27 protein-coding genes are annotated in these 22,768 nt (G+C 61.2%); 12 read left to right on the top strand and 15 right to left on the bottom strand.

The genetic code is table 11. From position 1 onward, the window contains the following. The first annotated feature begins 72 nt into the window (after positions 1–72). From JI744_RS09735 to JI744_RS09720, 4 genes are read left to right on the top strand one after another with little or no spacing between them, the layout of a single operon-like run. Positions 73–1,374: a flagellar hook protein FlgE gene (locus JI744_RS09735; RefSeq protein ID WP_202660097.1), complete on the top strand. Its 1,302-nt coding sequence runs from the start codon at positions 73–75 to the stop codon at positions 1,372–1,374. 10 nt (positions 1,375–1,384) lie between these two features. Next, positions 1,385–2,842 (top strand): flagellar hook-associated protein FlgK, encoded by a 1,458-nt coding sequence (flgK, locus tag JI744_RS09730; protein ID WP_202660095.1) that lies wholly within the window; start codon positions 1,385–1,387, stop codon positions 2,840–2,842. Positions 2,843–2,884: 42 nt separating this feature from the next. After that, positions 2,885–3,850 (top strand): flagellin, encoded by a 966-nt coding sequence (locus tag JI744_RS09725; RefSeq protein WP_202660093.1) that lies wholly within the window; start codon positions 2,885–2,887, stop codon positions 3,848–3,850. Continuing rightward, positions 3,847–4,947 (top strand): flagellar basal body P-ring protein FlgI, encoded by a 1,101-nt coding sequence (locus JI744_RS09720; RefSeq protein WP_202660091.1) that lies wholly within the window; start codon positions 3,847–3,849, stop codon positions 4,945–4,947. Before JI744_RS09725 ends, JI744_RS09720 begins: the two co-directional genes overlap by 4 nt. Positions 4,948–5,124: 177 nt before the next feature. Here the strand turns inward: JI744_RS09720 and fliP are convergent, their stop codons facing one another. Genes fliP through JI744_RS09685 form a run of 7 tightly spaced genes read right to left on the bottom strand, consistent with a single transcriptional unit; the run spans position 5,125 to position 8,099 of the window. Beyond that, positions 5,125–5,856: a flagellar type III secretion system pore protein FliP gene (gene fliP, locus JI744_RS09715; protein WP_407927553.1), complete on the bottom strand. Its 732-nt coding sequence runs from the start codon at positions 5,854–5,856 to the stop codon at positions 5,125–5,127. Continuing rightward, positions 5,853–6,122: a FliM/FliN family flagellar motor switch protein gene (locus JI744_RS09710; RefSeq protein ID WP_202660089.1), complete on the bottom strand. Its 270-nt coding sequence runs from the start codon at positions 6,120–6,122 to the stop codon at positions 5,853–5,855. The genes fliP and JI744_RS09710 overlap by 4 nt, the downstream gene beginning before the upstream one ends. Beyond that, positions 6,115–6,711, bottom strand: a complete 597-nt coding sequence (locus tag JI744_RS09705; RefSeq protein ID WP_202660087.1) for a FliH/SctL family protein — start codon at positions 6,709–6,711, stop codon at positions 6,115–6,117. Before JI744_RS09705 ends, JI744_RS09710 begins: the two co-directional genes overlap by 8 nt. Then, positions 6,711–7,022: a flagellar biosynthetic protein FliQ gene (locus JI744_RS09700; protein ID WP_202660085.1), complete on the bottom strand. Its 312-nt coding sequence runs from the start codon at positions 7,020–7,022 to the stop codon at positions 6,711–6,713. Before JI744_RS09700 ends, JI744_RS09705 begins: the two co-directional genes overlap by 1 nt. Next, on the bottom strand, positions 7,019–7,303 hold the full coding sequence (gene fliE, locus JI744_RS09695; RefSeq protein ID WP_202660083.1) for a flagellar hook-basal body complex protein FliE: 285 nt from the start codon (positions 7,301–7,303) through the stop codon (positions 7,019–7,021). The genes JI744_RS09700 and fliE overlap by 4 nt, the downstream gene beginning before the upstream one ends. Positions 7,304–7,312: 9 nt before the next feature. Then, positions 7,313–7,693: a flagellar basal body rod protein FlgC gene (gene flgC / locus JI744_RS09690; RefSeq protein WP_202660081.1), complete on the bottom strand. Its 381-nt coding sequence runs from the start codon at positions 7,691–7,693 to the stop codon at positions 7,313–7,315. Positions 7,694–7,706: 13 nt separating this feature from the next. Then, positions 7,707–8,099, bottom strand: a complete 393-nt coding sequence (locus JI744_RS09685) for a FlgB family protein (protein ID WP_236019364.1) — start codon at positions 8,097–8,099, stop codon at positions 7,707–7,709. A gap of 56 nt (positions 8,100–8,155) precedes the next feature. Between JI744_RS09685 and JI744_RS09680 the strand changes: the two genes are divergently transcribed. Further along, positions 8,156–9,469: a FliI/YscN family ATPase gene (locus JI744_RS09680; protein ID WP_202660079.1), complete on the top strand. Its 1,314-nt coding sequence runs from the start codon at positions 8,156–8,158 to the stop codon at positions 9,467–9,469. 3 nt (positions 9,470–9,472) lie between these two features. Here JI744_RS09680 and JI744_RS09675 read toward each other — a convergent pair whose 3' ends face one another. From JI744_RS09675 to JI744_RS09650, 6 genes are all read right to left on the bottom strand, one after another. Then, the gene (locus JI744_RS09675; RefSeq protein ID WP_202660077.1) at positions 9,473–10,273 is read right to left on the bottom strand and encodes a DUF1217 domain-containing protein; all 801 of its coding nucleotides are present in this window, start codon (positions 10,271–10,273) and stop codon (positions 9,473–9,475) included. Continuing rightward, positions 10,270–10,674 carry a flagellar biosynthesis repressor FlbT gene (flbT, locus tag JI744_RS09670; RefSeq protein WP_202660075.1) on the bottom strand — a complete coding sequence of 135 codons (405 nt, stop codon included), beginning with the start codon at positions 10,672–10,674 and terminating at the stop codon, positions 10,270–10,272. The genes JI744_RS09675 and flbT overlap by 4 nt, the downstream gene beginning before the upstream one ends. Then, positions 10,671–11,048 (bottom strand): flagellar biosynthesis regulator FlaF, encoded by a 378-nt coding sequence (gene flaF, locus JI744_RS09665; RefSeq protein ID WP_202660072.1) that lies wholly within the window; start codon positions 11,046–11,048, stop codon positions 10,671–10,673. The genes flbT and flaF overlap by 4 nt, the downstream gene beginning before the upstream one ends. A 75-nt stretch (positions 11,049–11,123) precedes the next feature. After that, a complete protein-coding gene (locus JI744_RS09660) occupies positions 11,124–12,341 on the bottom strand; it encodes a flagellin (RefSeq protein WP_202660070.1) in 1,218 nt (405 codons plus the stop codon). A gap of 201 nt (positions 12,342–12,542) precedes the next feature. After that, a complete protein-coding gene (locus JI744_RS09655) occupies positions 12,543–12,869 on the bottom strand; it encodes a hypothetical protein (RefSeq protein ID WP_202660068.1) in 327 nt (108 codons plus the stop codon). Then, on the bottom strand, positions 12,866–13,138 hold the full coding sequence (locus tag JI744_RS09650; RefSeq protein WP_202660066.1) for a rod-binding protein: 273 nt from the start codon (positions 13,136–13,138) through the stop codon (positions 12,866–12,868). The genes JI744_RS09655 and JI744_RS09650 overlap by 4 nt, the downstream gene beginning before the upstream one ends. A 155-nt stretch (positions 13,139–13,293) precedes the next feature. On the opposite strand from JI744_RS09650, the gene JI744_RS19325 reads away from it, so the two are divergent. Both JI744_RS19325 and JI744_RS09640 read left to right on the top strand, forming a co-directional pair. After that, a complete protein-coding gene (locus JI744_RS19325) occupies positions 13,294–14,421 on the top strand; it encodes a flagellar hook-length control protein FliK (RefSeq protein WP_202660064.1) in 1,128 nt (375 codons plus the stop codon). Between the two features lie 10 nt (positions 14,422–14,431). Next, positions 14,432–15,091, top strand: a complete 660-nt coding sequence (locus tag JI744_RS09640; RefSeq protein WP_202660062.1) for a flagellar hook capping FlgD N-terminal domain-containing protein — start codon at positions 14,432–14,434, stop codon at positions 15,089–15,091. A gap of 7 nt (positions 15,092–15,098) precedes the next feature. Here the strand turns inward: JI744_RS09640 and ubiB are convergent, their stop codons facing one another. Together ubiB and ubiE are read right to left on the bottom strand one after the other, a co-directional pair. Next, positions 15,099–16,631: a 2-polyprenylphenol 6-hydroxylase gene (ubiB, locus tag JI744_RS09635; RefSeq protein WP_202660052.1), complete on the bottom strand. Its 1,533-nt coding sequence runs from the start codon at positions 16,629–16,631 to the stop codon at positions 15,099–15,101. Continuing rightward, positions 16,631–17,377: a bifunctional demethylmenaquinone methyltransferase/2-methoxy-6-polyprenyl-1,4-benzoquinol methylase UbiE gene (gene ubiE, locus JI744_RS09630; protein WP_202660050.1), complete on the bottom strand. Its 747-nt coding sequence runs from the start codon at positions 17,375–17,377 to the stop codon at positions 16,631–16,633. The genes ubiB and ubiE overlap by 1 nt, the downstream gene beginning before the upstream one ends. A gap of 89 nt (positions 17,378–17,466) precedes the next feature. On the opposite strand from ubiE, the gene mutM reads away from it, so the two are divergent. From mutM to dnaN, 5 genes are all read left to right on the top strand, one after another. Beyond that, positions 17,467–18,318, top strand: coding sequence for a bifunctional DNA-formamidopyrimidine glycosylase/DNA-(apurinic or apyrimidinic site) lyase (gene mutM / locus JI744_RS09625; RefSeq protein ID WP_202660048.1), 852 nt, complete (start codon positions 17,467–17,469; stop codon positions 18,316–18,318). A 54-nt stretch (positions 18,319–18,372) separates the two neighbouring features. Continuing rightward, positions 18,373–19,149, top strand: a complete 777-nt coding sequence (locus tag JI744_RS09620; protein ID WP_202660046.1) for an enoyl-CoA hydratase — start codon at positions 18,373–18,375, stop codon at positions 19,147–19,149. 143 nt (positions 19,150–19,292) lie between these two features. After that, positions 19,293–19,565, top strand: a complete 273-nt coding sequence (gene rpsT / locus JI744_RS09615; RefSeq protein ID WP_202660044.1) for a 30S ribosomal protein S20 — start codon at positions 19,293–19,295, stop codon at positions 19,563–19,565. Positions 19,566–20,077: 512 nt separating this feature from the next. Next, entirely contained in the window at positions 20,078–21,439 is a 1,362-nt protein-coding gene (gene dnaA / locus JI744_RS09610; protein WP_202660042.1) for a chromosomal replication initiator protein DnaA, read from the top strand. Positions 21,440–21,616: 177 nt separating this feature from the next. After that, positions 21,617–22,735, top strand: a complete 1,119-nt coding sequence (dnaN, locus tag JI744_RS09605; RefSeq protein ID WP_202660040.1) for a DNA polymerase III subunit beta — start codon at positions 21,617–21,619, stop codon at positions 22,733–22,735. Positions 22,736–22,768: the final 33 nt, after the last annotated feature.

Here is a 22,768-nt window from a genome sequence, read left to right as displayed (position 1 = left end):
ATTAGCCGCATCTTAACCCGCCGGACGCAGTGTGACCCCTGACAGGTCAGACACTGTAGAAAGGCGTATCCGATGACGATCTCTTCTTCGCTGCAAGCGGGGGTGGCGGGGCTGAATGCCAATGCCAACAAGTTGGCGGGCATCGCCGACAACATCGCGAACTCGTCAACCTATGGCTACAAGCGGGCAGAGACGGATTTTTTCTCTTTCGTCGTGCAGGGGGCGGGCAGCAGCTCTTACACGGCGGGCGGGGTGCGCACGTCATCGGTGCGGATGATCGATGATCAGGGGCCGCTGATCGGCTCTGACAATTCGACAGATCTGGCGGTGGACGGGCGCGGTTTTATCGCCGTCACCGATATTTCGGCCATGCCAGCGGGCAGCAACTTTCCGATTTCACTGATGACCACCGGATCTTTCCGCCAGGATGAGGACGGCATTCTGCGCACGTCGATGGGGCAGGTTCTGATGGGCTGGCCCGCGAATGCCGATGGCACGATGGGCACCTTTCCGCGGGACAGTTTTTCGGGACTGGTCCCTGTTCAGATCAACGAAAATCAGGCCGTCGCCAACCCGACCACCAAAGTCGGCTTTGGGGTAAATCTGCCGTTCTCGTCAACCAAAGCCGGGGCCAGCGGCACGGTAGAGGCGATGTCTGTTGAATACTTCGGCAATCTTGGCAATTCAGAAACGCTGGATGTCACCTATACGCCAACAGTCGCGGCAAGTGGTGCCTCCAACACCTGGACCATGACGATCACCGACAGTGCCTCTGGCGGCGCTGTGGTGGGCGAGTATCAGTTGACCTTCAGCAATGCGCAGACTGGCGGCGGCACGCTGGCCAGCGTGACCACGATCAGCGGCGCGGCCTATGACGGCGCAACCGGATCTATTCCCATCACAGTGGGCGGCGGCACCATCGCACTTGATATCGGCAAGCTGGGCGTCACCGGCGGCATCAGCCAGTTGGACGGCAATTTCTCGCCCGTCAATGTCACCAAGAATGGCTCTCCTGTTGCGACGATTGCCTCGCTGGAGCTGGACGACAAGGGCAATCTTCTGGCCGTCTACAATCAGGGTTTCACCCGGACGCTGTTTCAGATTCCTGTGGTCAGCGTGCCCAATCCGAACGGCCTCGTCTCGACCAGCAGCCAGACGTACAAGGTATCTCCCGATTCAGGCGCGATCAGTCTGTGGGATGCAGGCACCGGCCCGGTTGGCAAGGTTGTGGGTTATTCGCGCGAGGAATCGACCACCGATGTCGCTGCCGAACTGACCCAGCTTATCCAAACGCAGCGCGCCTATTCGTCAAACGCCAAGGTCATTCAGACCGTGGACGAGATGCTGCAAGAAACCGCCAATCTGAAACGCTAGGGGGTAGGCAATGTCACTTTCGGCAGGGTTCGCCAGCGCCATCTCTGGGTTGACGGCTGTCAACAAACAGGTCGAGGTCATCTCGAACAATATCGCCAATGCGACCACTCCCGGCTATAGCCGAAGAGAGTTGGTGACCACCGCCTGGTCGGCAGGCGGCCAGGGTCTGGGCGTGCGGATCATCGGTGTCAGCCGTCAGATCGACCTCGCCCTGCAAAATGACCGCCGGGTGGCAGCGGCAGCGGATGCCGGAAATTCGGTGACAGCCAATGCCCTGAAAACCATTGAGCAGGCCATTGGCACGACAGACAGCACCATTTCGCTGCAATCGCGCATCGCAGATTTCGACAGCCGCCTGATCGAAGCCGCCAGCCGCCCCGACAGCGAGGCCCGGCTGCAAGCTGTGGTCAGTGCTGCGCGCGCCTTGACAGAGCAGATCGGGTCGGCGGCGACAAAAACCCAGACCCTGCGATCACAAGCTGATGCCGCGATTGCCAGCAAGGTCGAAGGGTTGAACACCTCTCTGGCCCGCGTCGTCGATTTGAACAGCCAGATCCGGATGGTGAGTTCTGGCGGCAATGACCCTTCGGCGCTGATGGATCAGCGTCAGCAACTGATCGACCAGATCAGCAATGACCTGCCGGTTCGGGTCATCCAGCGCGACAATGGTGCAGTCGCCCTGTTCGGCACCGGCGGTGCCGTTCTGCTGGACGGCACCGCCTCGACCTTCGGGTTCACGGCAACCGGGTTCATCACCGCAGATCTTAGTCTGGCAGGTGGAACCCTGTCAGGCCTGACGCTGAACAGCCGTCCGATCAGTACCGCCTCCGACGACAGCCCGCTGGCGGGTGGGGCGCTGATCGCCCAGTTCACCGTGCGCGACGAGATCGCGGTCGAGGTGCAGGGGCGCCTCGATGCCGTTGCACGCGATCTGGTAGAGCGCTTTGCCACGCCGGGCCTTGATGACACCCTGCCTGGTGGCGCGGCAGGGCTGTTCACCGATTCCGGTCAGGCATTTGACCCCGCAGATGAAACCGGGCTGGCGCAACGTCTGACCCTCAACCCCGCAGCCGACCTCGAACAGGGCGGCGCAATCTGGCGAATTCGGGATGGTCTGGGGAGTGCCAGCAGCGGCGACAGTGGGGCGACCCGATTGCTTGTGGCCTATCGCGGTGCCTTGCAGGCCCAGCGCCTGCCGGTTTCTGGCGGCTTCATGCCCGGACAACGCAGCTTTGCAGCTCTTGCCTCCGACTTGGTATCGGGGGTCGGTTCTGACCGTCTGACGGCTGAATCCGAACAGGGCTTTGCTGCGGCCAAGGCCCTTGCCCTGAGCACTCAAGAGGCTGCGGGCGGCGTCGATTCCGATCAGGAAATGCAGGCCCTTCTGGTGATGGAAAAGGCCTATGCGGCAAATGCCAAGGTGATCTCTGCCCTCGGCTCAATGATCGACCGCCTGCTGGAGATGTAGAAAATGGTTCAGATACGCTATGGCGACCTTGCCCAGACGCTTTTGCTGGCCAACACCACCAGCACGGCAAAAAGCGCCATCACCCGACTGCAACAAGAGGTGACAACCGGCGTCAGCAGCGACACGGTTCGGCACTTATCTGGCAATCTTGGGCAGATCAACGCAGTTGACAGCAGCCTCGCCCAGCTCTCCGCCTTCAAGACGGCCACGAATGAGCTGGGCTCTCTGGCGACAGCAACTCAAAGCGCACTCGGCACCATAACCGCGTTTGGCGAAGGCGCGCGGTCAGCGTTGCTGATCAGCGTCGGAACCGCCTCGGTCGCGCAGGTTGATAGCGGCGCATTGGCCGCCAGAACCGCACTGGAAGGTGTGATTTCAACGCTGAACAGCAGCTTTGGTGAGCGCAGCCTGTTTGCCGGAACCCGGTTAAGCGGACCAGCCATGGTCGATTTCGCAACGATGATGGCCTCACTGGAAACCGCCGTGGCGCCGGCGACCTCCGCAGCAGATGCCGCGGCCTTGGTGGCAAACTGGTTCGATGATCCAGCAGGTTATGCCGGCACCGGCTATTTGGGTGGCCCCGCCGTCGATGCCGTTCCGGTTGCCGAGGGCGAAACCGCTACCGTCTCGCTGACCGCCGGGAGCACGGCAATCCGTGACTATATGAAGGGTCTTGCAATGGGGGCCTTACTGGACCGCGGGCTTTTTGCCGGCCAAGCCGAGACCCGCCGTGACCTTGCGGGACTGGCCGGCAAGACAATGCTATCGTCGCAGTCCGGCATGACCTATCTGGCCGCCGATCTTGGAGTGACCGAGGCTCGCATCGCCAATGCGGCAACCCGCAACGGCACCGAAATCACAGCGTTAGGCCTTGCCCGCGCTGATCTTGTCGGCGTCGATTCCTATGAGGCATCGACCCAGCTCACCGCTGCCGAGGAAAAGTTGCAGTTGCTTTATGCCCTGACCGCGCGGCTATCGAACCTCAGCCTTGTAGAGTACCTACGATGATCGGCCGTTTCGCCGTTGTTCTGGTTGTCGCTTTGGCCATGCCCGCCTGGGGCGGGGCGGTGCGGATCAAGGATCTGGTCGAATTTGATGGCGTACGCAGCAACGATCTGGTTGGCTACGGCCTTGTCGTCGGGCTGAATGGCACCGGGGACGGCCTGCGCAACACGCCTTATACTGAAGACATGATGTCGAACCTGCTGGAACGGCTGGGCGTCAACGTCACCGGAGAGGATCTGCGCCCCAAAAATGTGGCTGCGGTTTTTGTGACCGCAAGCCTACCGCCGTTTGCAAGAGCCGGGGGGCGGGTTGATGTGACGGTTTCGGCCATTGGCGATGCCAAAAGCCTGCTGGGCGGAACGCTGGTAATGACCCCTCTGAATGGCGCTGACGGCCAGATCTATGCCGTGGCACAGGGCACCGTGATCGCGGGCGGTGTTTCGGCGGAGGGCGAGGCCGCGCGGGTTGTGCAGGGCGTGCCGACGGCAGGGTCCATACCGGCAGGGGCACATGTGGAGCGCGAGGTCGATTTCGATTTTGCGGGTCTGGAGCAGATGCGCCTTGCCCTGCGCAGCCCGGATTTCACCACCGCGGCCCGAATTGAAGGGGTCATCAACCAGGAGTTGGGGCGCGGCGCGGCCACGATGCTGGATGCAGGCACCGTCTCCTTGAATTTGGCGGCAACGGGCGCGGCCTCACCCGCGCATGTTCTGGCGCGAATCGAGAACCTGCCGGTCGAACCACAATCGCGGGCGCGGGTGGTTGTGGACCAGCGCTCTGGCACCATCGTCATGGGCGAGGACGTGAGGATCAGCCGGGTCGCGGTTGCCCAAGGCAACCTGACGCTGCGGGTCGAAGAAGGCGCTGCGGTTATTCAGCCGAACCCATTTTCCGAAGGCGAGACGGTTGTTGTTCCACAAAGCAAGGTCGATGTGCAAAACGCGCCGGGCACAGGGCTGGCAGAAGTGACTGGCGGAACATCCCTGTCGCAGGTCGTGGCGGGGCTCAACGCTTTGGGAGTATCGCCCCACGACATGATCGACATCCTGAAAAGCATCAACGCAGCGGGTGCCCTGCACGCCGAGTTCGTGGTCAACTGAGCGGCTCCTTGAAGGGGCAAGTGGGGGGATCACAAAGTGGCACGCGGCTGAACCCGCTGCACTCTGCGCCCTTGACTTGTGATGGACCCGCGATGAGCGGCTGCTACGACGCCAGAGTTGGTGATTATTGGCGTTATTCCCCTGCCGACAGGCAGGTACCCCTCGCAAGAGTTTCCACTACAGATAGCTGCGAACAAGCGCGCTGGAGATCAACGTCCAGCCATCTGCGACAACAAAAAACGCCAGTTTGAACGGGAGCGAGACCACCGCTGGCGAGACCATCATCATGCCCATAGACATCAGGACCGCCGAAGTCACGAGGTCGATGATGAGAAATGGCAGATAGACCAGGAATCCGATCTCGAAGGCCCGTTGAATTTCGGACAGGATGAAGGACGGCACCAAAAGCGAAAGCGGCGCCTCGGGGGGCGTCACGACAACTGCCGCAGGGCGCAAGGCCTGTAGGGCGGTGAAAGTCTCTGGGTCCAATCGGCCGGCCATGAAGGCGCGAAACGGTGCAAGGGCCGCAGGAATGGCCTGCTCTGGGGTGATCTTCCCTGCGGTCAAAGGCTCAATCCCCTTGACCCAGGCTTCCGTTAGCACCGGGTCCATCACGAACCAGCTTAAAAACAGCGCGAGGCTGACAATAAGCATGTTGGGGGGCGATTGCTGCAAACCGATTCCCTGCCGCAAGATGGACAGCACGGTTACGATGAAAGGAAAACAGGTCACCATCAGCAACAGGCCCGGCACAAGGCCAAGAACCGTCACCAGCAAAAAAAGCTGAACCGCCCGGCCCGCAAGCGACCCGTCACCCAGCGCCGCGTTCAGATCGACAGACAGATTTTGCGCGAATGCCGGGGCCGCTGCCAAAGCCAGACAGATGGCAAGCGCCGTGATCCGCCTCACAACCCGCCTCGCAGGTTGGCGACTTCTGTCAGACGAACTGCCAACTGACCCGCCGCATCACCATCCAGCTCTTGCAACTCGCCACGCGCAATCAGGCGATCCCCGACATAAAGCTCGACCGGGTCGTCCACCCGGCGATCCAGGGGAAGAACGGCGTCGCGCGCCAAGCGCAGCAGGTCGCGCACCAAAGGTCTGGCTCTTCCAACAGAAATGGTCACCTCTATCGGAACCTGCGCGAAAGGGTTGCTGTCTGTGGTCTCATCCATGTTCGGTCTCCGTGAGTGCGAGTTTGAAGAAATCTTCCAAGGCCGCCGCGATGGCAGCCAGCGCCCTGTCCAGATCGATCCGGGTTTCTGACCGCGCAAAACGGATGTAGGCCTGCCCTTCGCCCAGCGAGGGTTCATCCTGAATCTGAAGGGGAATTGCCTTGTCGCCGGTCAAGACGGCTTCAACCGCGGGGCGCGCATTCGGGTTGATCACCAGCACCATTGGCGCATTGGAGGCTGCGGCAACAATGGGGCGTAGGGTTTCAAGGATAAGCGGCGCAAGCGATGCCTGCGCGACCCTTGGCAGAACACGCGAGACCATCTCGCGGATCAGCGGCTCGATTGATTGCAGAATATGCTCGCGGGCCTCGTGATAGGTGAAGGCCAGCGATTGGAAATTTCTCGCCAGATCGTCACGCATCCGGGTCTGATCGCCGGAATGGGCCGCAACTGCGTCCTCCCACCCCGCTGAATATCCCTCTTCGAACGAGGCCAGTTTCATTTCCTCAAAATGGCCACTGTCGGTCACGACCATTTCCGACGGATCATCTTTTCTGCCGGTTTCAAAGACTTCCAGCCGGATTGCCATCAGCTCTTCTCCTCCTCAAGTTCCATCCAGCCCCGCAGGATTTCGACCGATTCGGTCTGCCGGTCGGCGATCAGGCGGCGCAGGCGGGTAACCAGCGTCGCGGTCATGAAACTCATCGAGACCCAGAAGACCGCGAGCATCACCCCCACTTTGGGGACAAAGGTCAGCGTCATTTCCTGAATCGAGGTCAGCGCCTGGAACAGCCCGATGACGACACCCGCAACCAGGGCCACGGAAAGCAGCGGAGCAGAGATCTGAACGGCAACCCACAGACCCTGGCGCAAGACGTCATACAGCAGTTCCTGCGTCATACGGGCATCCTCAGAATTTCCTGATAGGCCTCGACCACCTTGTCGCGCACGGTCGAAACCGTTTCGACGGCCAGTTGACTGTCAGCCAGCGCCCGCACCAATGCGTGGGGGTCGGCACCGCCCACCATCGCGGCGCGGGCAGTTGCCTCACCTTCGGACAGGGTGGCTGCAAAGCCCGAGACGAAATTGGCAAACCCTTCTTCGGCAGACGCCGGCTGCGGTGCCGCAACGCTGCGCGCCTGAAAATAGCCCTGTGTGGCAAGGGTGGTCTTGATATCCATGGGGTGGTCCTATCGTTTCAGCAGTTCGAACAGGCTGAGGGTCATAGTGCGGGCCTGATCGAAAATTCGCAGATTGGCCTCGTAGCTGCGCTGCGCTTCGCGCGCGTCAGCCATCTCCGTCACAAGATCGACATTCGAGCCGTCGAAATGCCCGGTGTCATCGGCCAGGGGGTTGCTGGGATCGTAAGTGCTTTGCAGAGGGCTTTGATCCAGACTGACCGGCCCTGTCGTGACCTGACCGCTGTCCAATTGCTCCTGAAAGGAAATCAGCTTGCGGTGGTAGCCCGGCGTATCGGCGTTCGAAATGTTTTCCGATACATGGCGCAACCGGGTGGCCTGCGCCTGCATCCCCGAGGCCGAGTAGGACAAGGATTGAAGAAGTTCACTCATATCCGGCGCCCTTTCACGTTCTGCCAAGGCTGGCGCGGATGATGCCCGAGGCACTGCGATAGATGGCCAGAGCCATTTCCTGCTCTTGCCGCGCTTCGGCGGCCTTGACCATTTCCACCTCGACCGAAACCGAATTCCCGTTCGGTTCAACATCACCCGGCGCAATGAACGGCAGGGCTTTGCCCGCCTTCATGTCAGCAAGGGAACCGGCGTCAAAGGCACCGCCCCCCTTATAGATTTCAGAAAAGCTGGGAATATCCAGCGCCCGATAACCGGGCGTATCGGCATTTGCCACGTTTCGCGCAATCAGACCCATGCGGCTTCCGGCATGGGCGGCCATGGCCTGAGCCATGGCAGTCAGTTTCAAGGATTCGAACATCCGGGCTTCTCCCGTGACCTGCTTCATCAAGGCTTAAGGGTGATTCCTTTAGAAACGGTAAGCATGAAGAAAGGGGGAATCAGATGACGGATATTTTCGCTGCTCTGCGTGCCGAAATTGCCCGAACCCCGGTGGTTTTCCCCGTTGGCCGCATCGCCCGAATTGAGGCCGGAACGGTGCGGGTAACGGGGCTGGAGGCCGCCCTTTCTCTGGGTGACCGGGTGGAAATGGGGGCCTTGGGGGGGGAGGTCATCGGCCTGAAACCCGATGAAACTGTGGTTCTGCCAGATGGTTCCGCCGACGGTTTGACCATTGGTCAGACCGTCGAGGCGGCGGGCCGGGGGGGCATCGCCCCGCATGATGGCTGGATCGGGCGGATCGTTGATCCCTATGGCCAGCCGCTGGATGGCAAACCTTTGCAACAGGGGCCAAACCTTCGGCCGATTCGCACCGACGCACCTTTGGCCGCGCGACGCAAGCGGCTGGGCGCGCGGCTCTCCACCGGCGTGGCGGTGTTTGACACCATGCTGCCCTTGGTGCGCGGCCAACGGATCGGGCTTTTCGCCGGATCTGGGGTTGGAAAATCGTCGCTGCTGGCGAAATTCGCCCGAAAGGTTGATGCCGATGTCGTGGTCATCGCCCTGGTGGGCGAGCGGGGCCGCGAATTGCGAGAGTTCACGGAGCGCGTTCTGGGTACCGAAGGGATGGCCCGTTCGGTGATTGTCACGGCAACCTCGGATCTTTCCGCGCTGACACGGCGCCGCTGCGCCTGGACCGCGATGGCAGTGGCCGAACATTTCCGCGATCAGGGTCTTCATGTGCTGTTGCTGGTCGATTCGGTCACCCGCTTTGCCGAAGCGCATCGCGAGGTGGCCTTGGCCGCAGGTGAACCCGCCGCGCTGCGTGGCTATCCGCCGTCACTTGGCCAGACCATCATGGCCATGGCCGAGCGGGCCGGGCCGGGGCCGGAAGACGTTGGCGACATCACCGCGATTTTCTCGGTTCTGGTCGCCGGATCAGACATGGACGAGCCGGTGGCAGACATCCTTCGCGGCGTGCTGGATGGCCATGTGGTGATGGACCGCAAGATTGCCGAGCGTGGCAGGTTTCCGGCGATTGACCTGCTGCGCAGCGTCTCTCGCAGTCTGCCAGAGGCCGCCACCGAGGAGGAAAATGGTCTGATCGCAGAGGTGCGCAAGCTGCTTGGCGCCTGGGATCGGGCGGAGCTGATGATTCAGGCGGGCCTTTATGTGAAGGGCACCGATCCGGTGGTGGATCGTGCAATGCAGATTTGGCCCGCATTGGATGGTTTCATCGGTGAGGATGCCCCGACCGGCGGTGTAGAGGCAAGCTTTGCCCGTCTGGCCGCAATTCTGGCCAGCCTTGGGGGCGGCTGATGCCTAACGCAATCGGCTTTGCAGAAGGGTCAGCGCCGTCTGTGCGCTGCTGCCCGACGTGGCATATTGGCTGATTTCAGAGCGGACCAGAAAGCGGTGGATCAGCTTTGTGACCGCCCCCGCGTCTGTGAACTGCGCAATCGCCCCGCTGCCCAATTGCGCCTCGGCCTTTTGGCGGATCATGTCCAACTGCTTGTCAACGTCCAGTTGCCCAAAGGAGGTTGGCAAGCCCAGCGCCTTTTCAAACACTGTGCGCAGCGGCGTATCACCCAGAACGGTGAACCACTTGGTGTTTTCAGACGAGGATTTCGCGGCCAGCTTGCCCAGCTCTCGTTCTGCGTTCATCGCCAATCGCATATTGTCATTCTGCTCGCCAACCGCGGTTTCGAAACTGCGGGTTTCGTAGGATGACAAGATTTCTTGCGGAAAGGTCGAAAGCTGGGTCCGTGGTGTGGAATAGTCACCAAAACCGAAGGCAGAAGCCAGTTGCAGATACTTCTTGTCAGACAGGCGGCTGGCAAGAGAACTGGGGTCTATCGTGCTGCTTTCCAGGATTTTCTGGATGAAGAACTTGCTGTTCAGATCGCTTTCAAGGCCAAAGGCCCCCAAGGTGACCTTTAGCAACCGCCGGTCCGAGACCAGTTGTTCGGCCGTTTTCACCTGACCGATCTTTGCCTTGAAGTAATCCTCATCCCGCGTGATCTGTGGCTGGGCGAGATAGGCCTTTTGCTGCACAGCCATAGTGCGCTTCAGCAGGGCCCACCCTGCATATCCGGTCAGGGGCAGAGCGGGGGTATAGGTCATGCGCGATGCGCCGCCATAAGCCGCTCTTCGCGCGGCAATAGGGCGCGCAGGTGTTTAAGCACCTGGTAATGCTGATCTTCCAGCACCGCAGCGGTGGCCAGATTCAGCAAGCTGCGGCTGTCATAATCAACCAGAACCTGGCTGAGCTGCTCAATACCGCGCAACAACTGCAAGCGCGCCTCGGCCGGATCGGCATCGCCGGACAGCACAAGCTGCGCGATATAGCACACCCGACGAACCGGCGTATTGACCTGTTCCGGGTGAATGGCATCGCGCAGGCGCAGGATGTTCACATTCGGCGAGACCACCGCAAGACGAGAGCGTTTTTCGCCGTTTTCGATCACCGCGCCATTGATCAGAACCCGCTCATGCGGACCCAGCTTCAGGACAAGGCCGCTCATGCCGGCACCTGCCCGCGCAAGCCGCGCATCACCGCCGTGTTGATTTCCACCAGTATCTCGGCCGATGCCTTGCCCTGCCGGACAAGTTGCCCATGATGGCGAGCGAATTCATAGAGGTAAAACAGCTTTGCACGCAGCTCTGAGGGCAGCGCATTGGCCGGATCGGCCACCTCTTGCGCGAGGGTAGACCAGACCCGCTCATTCTCATCAACGGCAGCCATAAGGCCTGCCAGATCGGTCTCGCGCTTGCGCCAGCCGTCTGACAATCGGCGCGTGACGCGGCCAAGCAGGTCATATTCCGCAGCGCGCGGACTGAGGACATTCGGGGTGGGGCGGGAATAGGCAGCCTGCGCCGCCACGGAAAGGGCTGACACGGAAGGGTTCTCCGGCAAATCGAGGGGTCAAGGGGCGGTGAGGGAAGGGGCGGGATAGTCCCGCCCCCGGTCTGCTTACCTGAACAGCGACAGGATGCTTTGCGGCGCCTGGTTTGCAATCGACAGCGATTGGGTCGCCAATTGTTGTTGCACCTGCAAAGCCTGCAAGCGGGCCGAGGTTTCCTCCATATCGGCATCCACCATCGAGCCGATCCCCGCCTTGAGGGCGTCGGTCAACTGGCCAACAAAGTCCTTCTGGATGTCGATCCGGTTCTGCGAAGAACCGAAGGACGAGGCCGCATCAATGGCTGTCTGTTCCAGCGCATCAATACTGGCCAGAGCCGCCGTCGCCCCTGCCGAGGTCGACACGTCAATCGAGGACAGCGCGCTCAGGCCGCCCGATCCGGCGTTCTTGAACTGCCCCGAAACCGACAGGTCGGAAGTGCCGTTGTTGGTGAACGCGATCTGACCCGGCGCTGCCGAGTCGTAATCGACCGTCAGGCCGCTGATCCCCAGCGCGTCGATCGAGTTCTTCAGCCCCACGGCCACCAGATCAGCGATCGAGTTCGCGCCACTGGTCACATCGCTGTCGGAGACGGTGTAGGATGCCGTCTTGTCACCAAGCCGGATCGAAATGCGGTCGCCCGCAGCCCAGGCTGTAGCACCATCCTGGATGGTGATATCATCGGTGCCACCGCCCTGATCCAGCGCCAGAACAAAGGTGTCGGCGTCGGTCGAAACCGTGCCGCCGGTCGTGGCACCGAACACATCGTTCGCTGTATAGCCACCGGTTGACAGGTTCTGAGCCGAAACCGTGATCGACGAGGACGAGACGCTGGTTGCATTGCGGTCCAGCGAGGCCAGAACATCCATCGAGGTGACCGAGCCATTGACCAGGTTCAACCCGTTGTATTGCGCCGCACCGACCACAGAGGTGATCTGGTCACGCAAGGCGACGATATCGGTCTGAATCTTGGTGCGGTCTTTGTTGCTGTCTTGCGCTTCGACGATCTTGCCCTTGATGTCGGTCAGCAGGCTGTTGACCTTTTCAGAGGCCTGACGCGCCACTTCAACCGTCGAGGAGCCCAAGGCGAGGCTGCTCGAAATGGTCTTGAAACCCTTGACGTCCGATTCCATCGTTTTCGAGATCGCCCAAGTTGCGGCGTTGTCGCGGGCGGTCGCCACGCTTTTGCCGGTCGAGATTTCGTTCTGGGTCTTGTTCATGCTGGCGTTGATGCCCTTCATAGTCTGAAGAGCAACCATGGCACTGGTGTTGGTCAGAATGGACGACATGTCCGATACCTCAGTCTTCTGCCGGAATTTTCCGTCCGGCGGGTTCTGTCAGCCGCAAGGCTGACCATAGGGCTGTTCGGCCTGTGCTGCGGCAGGACCGCAGCGCCACCCCCTCATGGGATGCAGGTTGATTGAAGACTATCAGGTTCTAAGGCTTTCCTAATCGTCACCCCCCGTTTGCACAGCATTTGATCTATTTCTTCAAAACCGGTGGGGCGTGGGGTTCGGGCCTGCTGCCAGATTGTGTGCCTGGCCTGCGCGGTCATAGGTGCGCAACTCGCATGCGGCGCGAATTTCCTGCATGCGGCGGCGGGCCGCTTGCACACCGCGCCGAGCAGCGTCCAGCCGGGTGGTGACCTGGGCGGCGCGGTCGGACAACATGCGCGATGTGTTGGCATCAATCGCCGGGTCGAAATCCTGCACTGCTGCTTCCATCAAGGTGGCAAGCTCTGCCAGATCCCCCAGATCGGCGCGGGTGACCGCATTATCGACGCGGTCCAGCAAGACGTACAATGCGGCTCCGGTCATCCTGCCCCTCCTTGGCGAAGGCTGCGGAAAATCTGCTCTGCCAGGCCAACGCCGCCACGCCCGACAATCAGTTTTGCCTGCTCATCGCGCAGGAAAGAGCCGAACTGCTCCTCTCCTATGCCGCCTGCAAAACTACCTTCGGATTTGCCAAGGCCGGTATCCTTCAACATTTCAGAGAGAAAGGTTGCCTCCAGCTCCTGTGCCTTGGCCCAGAGCGCGCGGTCTTGCGGCGTAGCCAGCCTGGCGGCGGGCGAAAGGGAAATATCCATGTCGGTCTCCTTCTGGATTTTCCGATCATGGCCCCATGGCGGTAAACAGCCGGTAACTTTCGGCTGGTAGACTGCGCGTGCCCCGACAGAAGTTGGATACCATGCTGACCCTTGTTTCCCTTGCCCCTCCTACACCCGGACCCGGTAGGGTCGAGGTGCCCGACACCCAATCAGCAATGGCAGGGGCTTTTCTTGGGCTTGTTGCCGGGGATACACCAGAAAAGACGCCGGAACCCACAAGTGCCGTGGCTGAAGCCACCGGCGAAATCGCGGTCGAGACCACCGAAAAAGCCACTGACGAGGCCACCGATAACGCCACGGGGGAAAAGCATTCGCAGGATCAGGAAATCCCGGACCCTGCCGATTCTGACGCCGCAATGGCCATGTTCATGGGCCTGCCGATGATGCCCGTCCCGCTACCGGTCAAACCCGGCGAAGGCGTTGCCGCCGCCGAATTGCAACCCGAAGTCTCGAAGTCCCTTACGCAACAAGGCGATTCGCACTTGCCGCACGATGCTGCGGAGCAGATGGCTGCTTTGACGACTGGCGCGTCGCGTCCGCCAGCGAAAGCATCCGGGGCCGCAACCTCTGCGCCTGTGCAGGGGTTGCGGCAAGGGTTGCCCACGACTGCCCCGCCTGACCTGGTGGCGGAAGATGCCACCACAGAGGCCGCAGCCCTGCCAAACTTAACCCGCGGCGCCATGGAAAGCGCCGCAAGATTTCGGCTGGACGCAGCGGCAGAGCCTGCGGCAGATGACCTTGCCGCACTCAGAACCGATACCTCCGGTGACGTGCCCCTATCGGGTGCACCGATTTCGGAGCCTCGCCTGGAACAACGCCAAGCAGATCTGGCTTTGCTTGCACCGCACAAGCAGGCGGCGGGCCATCTGACAAAATTGCTGACCGAAACCGGCGCGCAGCTTGCCACACATGCCAACAGGAGCGAACTGACACTCGCCCCCGAAGAATTGGGGCGCATCAAGTTCGATATTCGCCAGCATGGCGATACGCTGGTTGTCACGCTGACGGCCGACCGGCCCGAAACGCTGGAACTGATGCGCCGTCACGCCAGTGACCTGCGATCGGAACTGGCCGCCGCCGGATACGGCGGCGCGACATTGGATTTTGCAGGCTCTGGTGGCCGTCACCCTGCATCCGAACAGCCGGATACCACATCCGCCTTTGAGACATTCGCTGAATTGGCCCCCGCATTGCCAGAGCCTCAGCCCTCACCCGCCTTTCAGAACCCCGTCGCCACCGACGGGCTGGACCTTCGTTTATAGGAACACAGCCATGGTCACCGCGATCACGACGAACACGACACAAACGCCAACAGCGACGCAAAACACCACCAGCCAGATCACGTCGGATTTCGACACGTTCCTGAAACTGCTGACCACGCAGATGACCAATCAGGACCCTTTGAATCCGGTTGATTCCACCCAGTTCGCCACGCAATTGGCACAGTTTTCGGCAGTGGAGCAGCAAACCAAGACCAACAGCCTGCTGCAAGGCCTGAGCAGCCAGATGGCGCTGTTGGGCATGGCGCAACTGGCGGGCTGGGTCGGGCAAGAGGCGCGCAGCCCTGGGCCGGTGTTCGTGAATGGCAACACAGTCACCATCGATGTGACCGCCGCCACTGGGGCCGACCGCGCGGTTCTTGTGGTCAAGGATATGAACGGCAACACCGCCGCGCGAGAGGATCTGCCCGCGGCGGGCGGGCAGATGGACTGGACGCCGGCCACCGCCAGCGGCGGTGCCCTGCCTCAGGGGCTTTACACGCTGTCGGTCGAAAACTACCGAGGGGAGCAGTTGCTTGGCACGTCAGAGGTGCAAAGCTACGCCACAATCATCGAAGCGCGCCAAGGAGCTGATGGCGCAACCCTTATCCTGAAAGGCGGGGTAGAGGTTGCCTCTGCCAAAATCACCGCCCTGCGGCAACCGCCTGCCTAAGATCACGCTAAAAAACGCTGTGGCCCAACCAAATACCCAAGGCAAAAACCGCCGCAATGCCCAGCGCCAGAACCGCTCTGCGCGGGGCGAGGCTGCGCTGCAAGGGTGGCAAGCTCGTCGCCCGCGCGATCAGGGCATCTTCGACCATGCGCGGCAGGCGCGGCCCGAACCGACCCAGAACGCGCGCCGTCTTGGCCAGATCGCGCAACATCGCCAGCGGACCAAGATTGCGGCTGATATAGCCCTCGACCACCGGGCGCGCGACCTGCCAGATGTTGATATGCGAATCAAGCGAGCGGGCGACCCCTTCGACCACAACCATGGTGCGTTGCAGCAAGATCAGCTCGGTCCGGGTTTGCATTCCGAATTTTTCGGTGACTTCGAACAGGAAGGCCAGCAGGCGGGCCATGGAAACACGGCTGGCCTCCATCCCGAAGATCGGCTCTCCCACGGCGCGCAGGGCCAGGGCAAACTCATCGATGTTGCGGTCGGCAGGCACATAGCCCGCCTCGAAATGCACTTCAGCCACGCGCCGGTAATCACGCTTGATGAAGCCATAGAGGATCTCGGCGTAAACCCGGCGGGTGTATTCGTCGATCCGCCCCATGATGCCGAAATCATAGGCGATGATGTCGCCATTTGCAGCCACCTTCAGGTTGCCCTGATGCATGTCGCCGTGAAACAGCCCGTCGCGCAGCGCATGGGACAAGAACAGCGACAGCACCCGCGCCGCCAGCGCCACCCGGTCATGGCCCGCCGCATCCAGCGAGTCATTGTCGGCCAGCGAAATCCCCTCGGCCCAGCCCAGCGTCAAAACCGCGCGGGCCGACAGCGGCCAGACCGGCTCTGGCACCTGAAATCCGGCGTCGTTCCTGGTGTTCACCGCGAATTCCGACGCGGCAGAGGCCTCTAGCCGCAGGTCCAACTCTCCCAGAACCACACCTTCGAAATGCGCGACCACATCCACCGGGCGCAGGCGACGCGAAAAGGGGGCCAGAAATTCGATGGTGCGGGCCGCAAAGTAAAAGGCGTCAATGTCGCGGCGAAAGGCCTTTTCAATGCCCGGGCGCAGTACCTTGACCGCAACATCGCGCCCCGTCTCTGCCACCATAGCACGATGAACCTGCGCAATCGAGGCCGCCGCGACGGGTTCGGAAAAGGCGCTGAACAGCTCCTCGACCGGCGCGCCCAGTTCTGCCTCAATCATCGCGCGGGCCTCTTCCATCGGGAAGGGCGGCAGTTTGTCTTGCAGGTACTTCAACTGCTCGGCCAGTTCCGCGCCCACGATGTCGGGCCGGGTCGATAGGATTTGACCGAATTTGATATAGGCCGGGCCCAGCGCGGTAATCGCGCGGGTCACGGGTGGCAAAGCCGGGTCGCCCTTGACGCCCAGCCATTTGAACGGCCAGCCCAAAAGCCGCGCGGCAAACCGCAGACGGGGCGGGGCGCTCATCGCCTCCAGCACCACGGCCATTGCTCCGCTGCGTTCAAAGGTCGCGCCGGTGCGGATCAGGCGCAGGATGTTGTGCGGACCGCGCATCAGATCTTCCAGCCGGAATGCAGCGCCGCGATGCCCATGGTCAGGTTGCGGTATTTGACCTGACCGAAGCCGGCAACGCGGATCATTCCGGCGAACGTCTCTTGTTCAGGGAAGTTGCGGATGGATTCGACCAGGTACTGATAGCTGTCGCGATCCTTGGCGATGATCTGGCCCATCACCGGAATCACATTGAAGCTGTAGCGGTCATACAGCCATTGCAGCCCTTCGTTCGGGATCTGGCTGAACTCCAGCACCATCAAGCGGCCACCTGGGCGCAGCACGCGGTAGGCTTCGCGCAGGGCGTCGGGAATGCGGGTGACGTTCCTGATGCCAAAGCTGATCGTGTAAACGTCGAACGAATTGTCGGCAAAGGGCAGCGCCATGGCATCGCCGACCACCCAATCAAGACTGTCGGCCATGCGGTCGGCCTCGGCACGGTGGCGCCCTTCGACCAACATCGATTCGGTCATATCGCAGACAGTGGCATGCGCGCCCGCTGCCCGGCCAAGGAAACGGAACGAAACATCGCCCGTCCCGCCCGCGACATCCAGCAGCCGCTGACCGGGGCGAGGGGCCAGCCAGTCCATCATCGCATCCTTCCAGACGCGGTGAATTCCCATCGACATCACATCGTTCATGATGTCGTATTTCGAGGCAACGCGGGTAAAGACCCCATGCACCATTCCGGCCTTGTCGCCCTCCGGTACGGTCTGAAAGCCGAAATGGGTCGTGCTTTGGTCGCTCATCTGGCTTGTTGTCCTTGGCTGTCGGCCCACCTTATAGGGCGGGTGCCCAGCCATCTCAACCTGCGTCCCGCCAACTGCGATTGTGTCACATGCCTGAACTGCCAGAAGTTGAAACCGTCCGCCGCGGGCTGTTGCCCGTGATGGAAGGGCGGGTGATCAGCCGCGCCGAGGTGAACCGCGACGGCTTGCGGTTTCCCTTTCCCGCCCGCATGAGCGCGCGGTTGACAGGTGCCACGGTGCTGGGCCTGCGGCGGCGGTCAAAATACATTCTTGCCGACCTTTCCACTGATGAAACCCTGCTGATCCATCTGGGCATGTCGGGGCGCATGCTGATTTCGGGTGCGCAATTGGGCCAGTTTCACCACGACCATCCGGCGCCGCAAAAGCATGACCATGTGGTGTTGACCATGGAGGGGGGCGGGCGCGTCACCTTCAACGATGCCCGCCGTTTTGGCGCGATGGACCTGATGGCGACCGAAGCCGAGGCCAGCCACCCCCTGCTGGCCAGTCTTGGACCAGAGCCATTCGGCAATGAATTCTCACCGGAATATCTGGTCCGCCGTCTGGCCGGGAAGGCCACGCCGGTGAAATCGGCGCTGCTTGATCAGCATGTTGTTGCAGGTTTGGGAAATATCTACGTCAGCGAAGTGCTGCACCGCGCCGCGATCAGCCCGCTGCGTCTGGCGCGTGACCTGACGTCACGCGAGTCGGGCGCATTGGTGCCGCTGATCCGCGATGTGCTGGGCGAGGCGATCGAGGCGGGCGGATCGTCGCTACGCGATTACCGGCAGGCAGATGGTGAGCTGGGATATTTCCAGCATAATTTCAGGGTTTATGACCGCGAGGGCACCCCCTGCCCCACCCCCGGCTGCACCGGCACAATTACGCGAACCGTGCAGGCGGGGCGGTCTTCGTTCCATTGTCCCGACTGCCAGAGATGACTTGATCCATCCCTGCTTGATGCTAGGACAGGCTCAAGCAAAAGGAGACGCCGCATGGCCTATGAGACGCTGATCGTCGAGATCGAGGATGACATCTGCCTCATCCGCCTCAACCGCCCCGATGCGATGAACGCCCTGAACAGCACGCTGATGCGCGAACTGGTTGTCGCGATGACTGCCGCTGACCGGAACGACAAGGTGCGCTGCATCGTTCTGATCGGGTCGGACAAAGCCTTTGCTGCGGGGGCCGATGTCAAGGAAATGGCGGGCAAATCCTATGCCGACATTCTGTTCGACAATCTGTTCGGCGCAGAGGCCGAGGCGATTGCCGCCGTGCGCAAGCCGGTTATCGCCGCTGTCGCAGGCTATTGTCTGGGCGGTGGCTGCGAGCTTGCCATGATGTGCGACTTCATCATTGCGGCGGATACTGCGAAATTCGGCCAGCCGGAAATCAACCTTGGCATCGTGGCGGGCATGGGTGGCACCCAACGCCTGACCCGCGCCGTCGGCAAGGCCAAGGCGATGGATATGAACCTGACCGGTCGTTTCATGGATGCGGCCGAAGCCGAGCGGTCCGGCCTTGTCAGCCGGGTGGTGCCATTGGCCCAGTTGAAGGACGAGGCGATGAAATCGGCGACCAAGATCGCCGAAAAGTCGATGCTGACGGCGATGGCCGTCAAGGAATCGGTCAACCGCGCCTTTGAAGCCACGCTGCGCGAGGGTCTTTTGTTCGAACGCCGCAGTTTTCACGCGATGTTTGCCACCGAAGATCAGAAAGAAGGCATGGCCGCCTTTGTCGAAAAGCGGCAGCCCCAGTTCCGCGACCGCTGATTCCCGTTGCAATTATGGGCAGGGCGCGGTAAGCGCCCCGCCACATGCGCGTGGGCCCGCTTAGGCAATATGATTCCCGTTCTCTTGAACGGGGCCTTGGGGTTTTCGCACGACCGTAACACAGAAAACCTTCGAGAGAGCCCATGGCCAATACCGAACAGTCCAAAAAGCGCGCCCGCCAGTCCGAAGCGCGTTATGCCATCAACAAGGCGCGCCGCTCGCGCATCCGCACTTTCGTCCGCAAGGTCGAAGAAGCAATCGCCTCGGGTGATTCTGCCGCGGCTGCCGAAGCCCTGAAGAACGCCCAGCCCGAACTGGCCCGCGGCGTCACCAAGGGTGTGCTTCACAAGAACACCGTTTCGCGCAAAATCTCGCGCCTGTCCTCGCGCGTGAAGGCGCTGACCGTCAAGGCCTGATCCTGATCTGACAGGACGCTCAGGGCGCGGCCGCCAGGTCGCGCCCTTTTCATTTTCAAACCTCTGACGCCTGCCGCCGTTGCCAATTTGCACAGGTCGGCGGATTCGCCAGACCGGACCCCTGTCAAGCAGATAGTTCAGTTGCGAAGCCGTGCAGAGGCAGGCTAGCGTCGAGATGCGATTCACTTCGTCTTGGGGGACATGACGCGATCAGAGACAGGGGCCAACGGGTAATGCTGCCGCATAAAAAAACCCGAACGCCAAATAATACTGTTCCTGATCAGTTGGTTATGTTGTCTGCACCATTGTGCAGCACATAGGGAAATTCAAGGGTTCGCCTGTCTTTTCGGCAGGAGTTCCCATTGACCTGTCAGGCCAGACCGGCCTTTGGCATCCTTGGCAATCGCCTAAGGGGGCCAAGGGTTGCACGGCACCCAAGAATGACGTTCGTCGTGGGAACGATAATCAGGATGCCGCCGCTGCTGGCAAGGTATCCGGGGACGGATGGACAGATGACCAAAGACGCCTGGGGCAGGGTGCGCGAGCAGTTGATCACTCGGATCGGCAAGAACAACTACACCACCTGGATCGAACCGATCCGGCTCGCTTCGCTCGAGGGTGAGGTTGCCCGGTTCGAAGTGCCGACCACCTTCTTTGGCGATTGGGTGTCGCGCAATTTTGGCGACCATATCATTAGTCACCTGTCCGCTGGGGACAGCGCGGTTTCCCGGCTTGAGTTTTTCGTACCAGCCAGAACCCGTGCGCCTGCTGGCGAGGTCGCGAAAAAACCCGCGCCCCGCGCCGTCGCCCGCAGCCGCGCTTCGGATGAAGAGCTGCCCGGCGCCACGCTGGATGCCCGCTTTACCTTTGACAGCTTTGTCGTCGGCAAGCCGAACGAGCTTGCCCATGCCGCCGCCCGCCGCGTTGCCGAAGGCGGCCCCGTCACCTTCAACCCGCTGTTCCTTTATGGCGGCGTGGGTCTGGGCAAAACGCACCTGATGCACGCCATCGCGCATGAATTGCAGGCCCGTCAGCCTGAGTTGCGGGTGCTGTATCTGTCGGCAGAACAATTCATGTACCGCTTTGTTCAAGCTCTGCGTGACAAGCAGATCATGGACTTCAAAGAGATGTTCCGCTCGGTCGATGTGCTGATGGTCGATGACGTGCAGTTCATCGCGGGCAAGGACTCAACGCAGGAAGAATTTTTCCACACGTTCAACGCCCTGATAGACCAGAACAAGCAGATCGTCATTTCCGCCGACCGCGCGCCTGGCGAAATCAAGGATCTGGAAGAACGCATCAAGTCGCGTCTGCAATGCGGCCTGGTGGTGGACCTGCACCCGACCGATTACGAACTGCGCCTTGGTATCCTGCAACAAAAGGCCGAATTCTACCGCACGCAGTACAAGGGCCTGCAAATCGCCCATGGCGTGCTGGAGTTTCTGGCGCACCGCATCACAACCAACGTCCGCGTGCTGGAAGGCGCTCTGACCCGGCTCTTTGCCTTCGCCAGCCTTGTCGGTCGCGAGATCACGCTGGATCTGGCGCAAGACTGTCTGGCCGATATTCTGCGCGCCAGCGATCGCAAGCTGACCATCGAAGAAATTCAACGCAAGGTGGCCGAGCATTACAACGTCCGCCTGTCCGACCTGATCGGGCCAAAACGCCTGCGCACCATTGCGCGGCCCCGTCAGGTGGCGATGTATCTGGCCAAGCACCTGACTCCGCGCAGCTTGCCCGAAATCGGGCGGCGTTTCGGAGGTCGTGATCACACCACGATCATGCACGGCATCCGCAAGATCGAAGAGCTGATGGCGATTGACAGCCAGCTAAGTGATGATCTGCAATTGCTGCGCCGCCTGCTGCAAGGATAGCAGGCTGGAATCCTGAAAGAGTCCCGCAAATCTTGTGCAAAAGGTTTGCCGCAGGGGGCCGGCGCCAGCCTGCCCTTGACTGCCCGATGAAAGGCCCACAAAGTCGGGCAAAATGCTTGGACCCGGCGATTGCCGGTTGTGTCGGTGTCACCCTGTGGGCCCGGCAGGGGGATGATGATGAAACTTTCGATTGAACGCGGGACGCTGCTGAAAGCCCTGGCTCAGGCCCAGTCGGTGGTGGAACGGCGCAACACCATTCCGATCCTGGCCAACGTGCTGATCGAGGCGGAAGGCGCGCAGGTTTCGTTCCGCGCCACCGATCTGGATATCGAGGTGGTGGACCGTGCCGCCGCCATGGTCGAACGGACCGGGGCGACAACCGTTTCGGCGGTCATGCTGCATGAGATTGTGCGCAAGCTGCCCGATGGCGCGTTGGTTAACCTGACCGAAGATGGCGCTGCGGGTCGGCTGACCGTCACGGCAGGCCGGTCAACCTTTTCGCTGGCCACATTGCCGAAAGAAGATTTTCCGGTGATGGCCACGTCTGAATATACCACGAATTTCTCGGCCAAGGCGACCGATCTGCGCCGTCTGTTCGACAAGGCAAAGTTCGCGATTTCAACCGAAGAAACGCGGTACTATCTGAACGGTGTCTATATGCACACCTCGACCGGCGAGAATGGCCCGGTTCTGCGCTGCGTGGCCACCGATGGCCACCGACTGGCCCGGATTGATGCCGCCCTGCCCGATGGTGCCACCGGAATGCCGGGCGTGATCGTACCACGCAAAACGGTGAACGAGCTGCGCAAGCTGCTGGATGATGACGATGCCACGATTGCGGTTTCAGTTTCCGAAACGAAAGTTCGGTTTGCCACGCCGGCGATCATGCTGACCTCGAAAGTGATCGACGGCACCTTCCCCGATTACACCCGTGTCATTCCACAGAACAACACCCGTCGGCTGGAAGTGGACGCCAGCGAGTTTGCCAAGGCGGTGGACCGCGTGGCCACCGTGTCGTCCGAACGCAGCCGCGCCGTCAAGCTGACGCTGGATGAGGATCGCCTGGTCTTGTCGGTCAACGCCCCGGATTCCGGCGCTGCCGAAGAAGAGCTGGCCGTGGCCTATGGCGATGAACATCTGGAGATTGGCTTCAACGCCAAGTACCTGCTGGAAATCGCCAGCCAGGTTGACCGGGAGAATGCCGTTTTCCTGTTCAACTCTGCCGCCGATCCGACGCTGATGCGCGAAGGCAATGACACTTCGGCGGTCTATGTCGTCATGCCGATGCGCGTCTGAGCGGGCCGCACCTTGAACCGATGAAAGGGGCTG

The organism is Fuscibacter oryzae (genome assembly GCF_016765795.1).
Classification (GTDB): Bacteria; Pseudomonadota; Alphaproteobacteria; order Rhodobacterales; family Rhodobacteraceae; genus Fuscibacter; species Fuscibacter oryzae.
The sequence above is the reverse complement of the archived record's forward strand: the minus strand, read 5'-3'. Positions and strand labels throughout refer to the sequence as shown.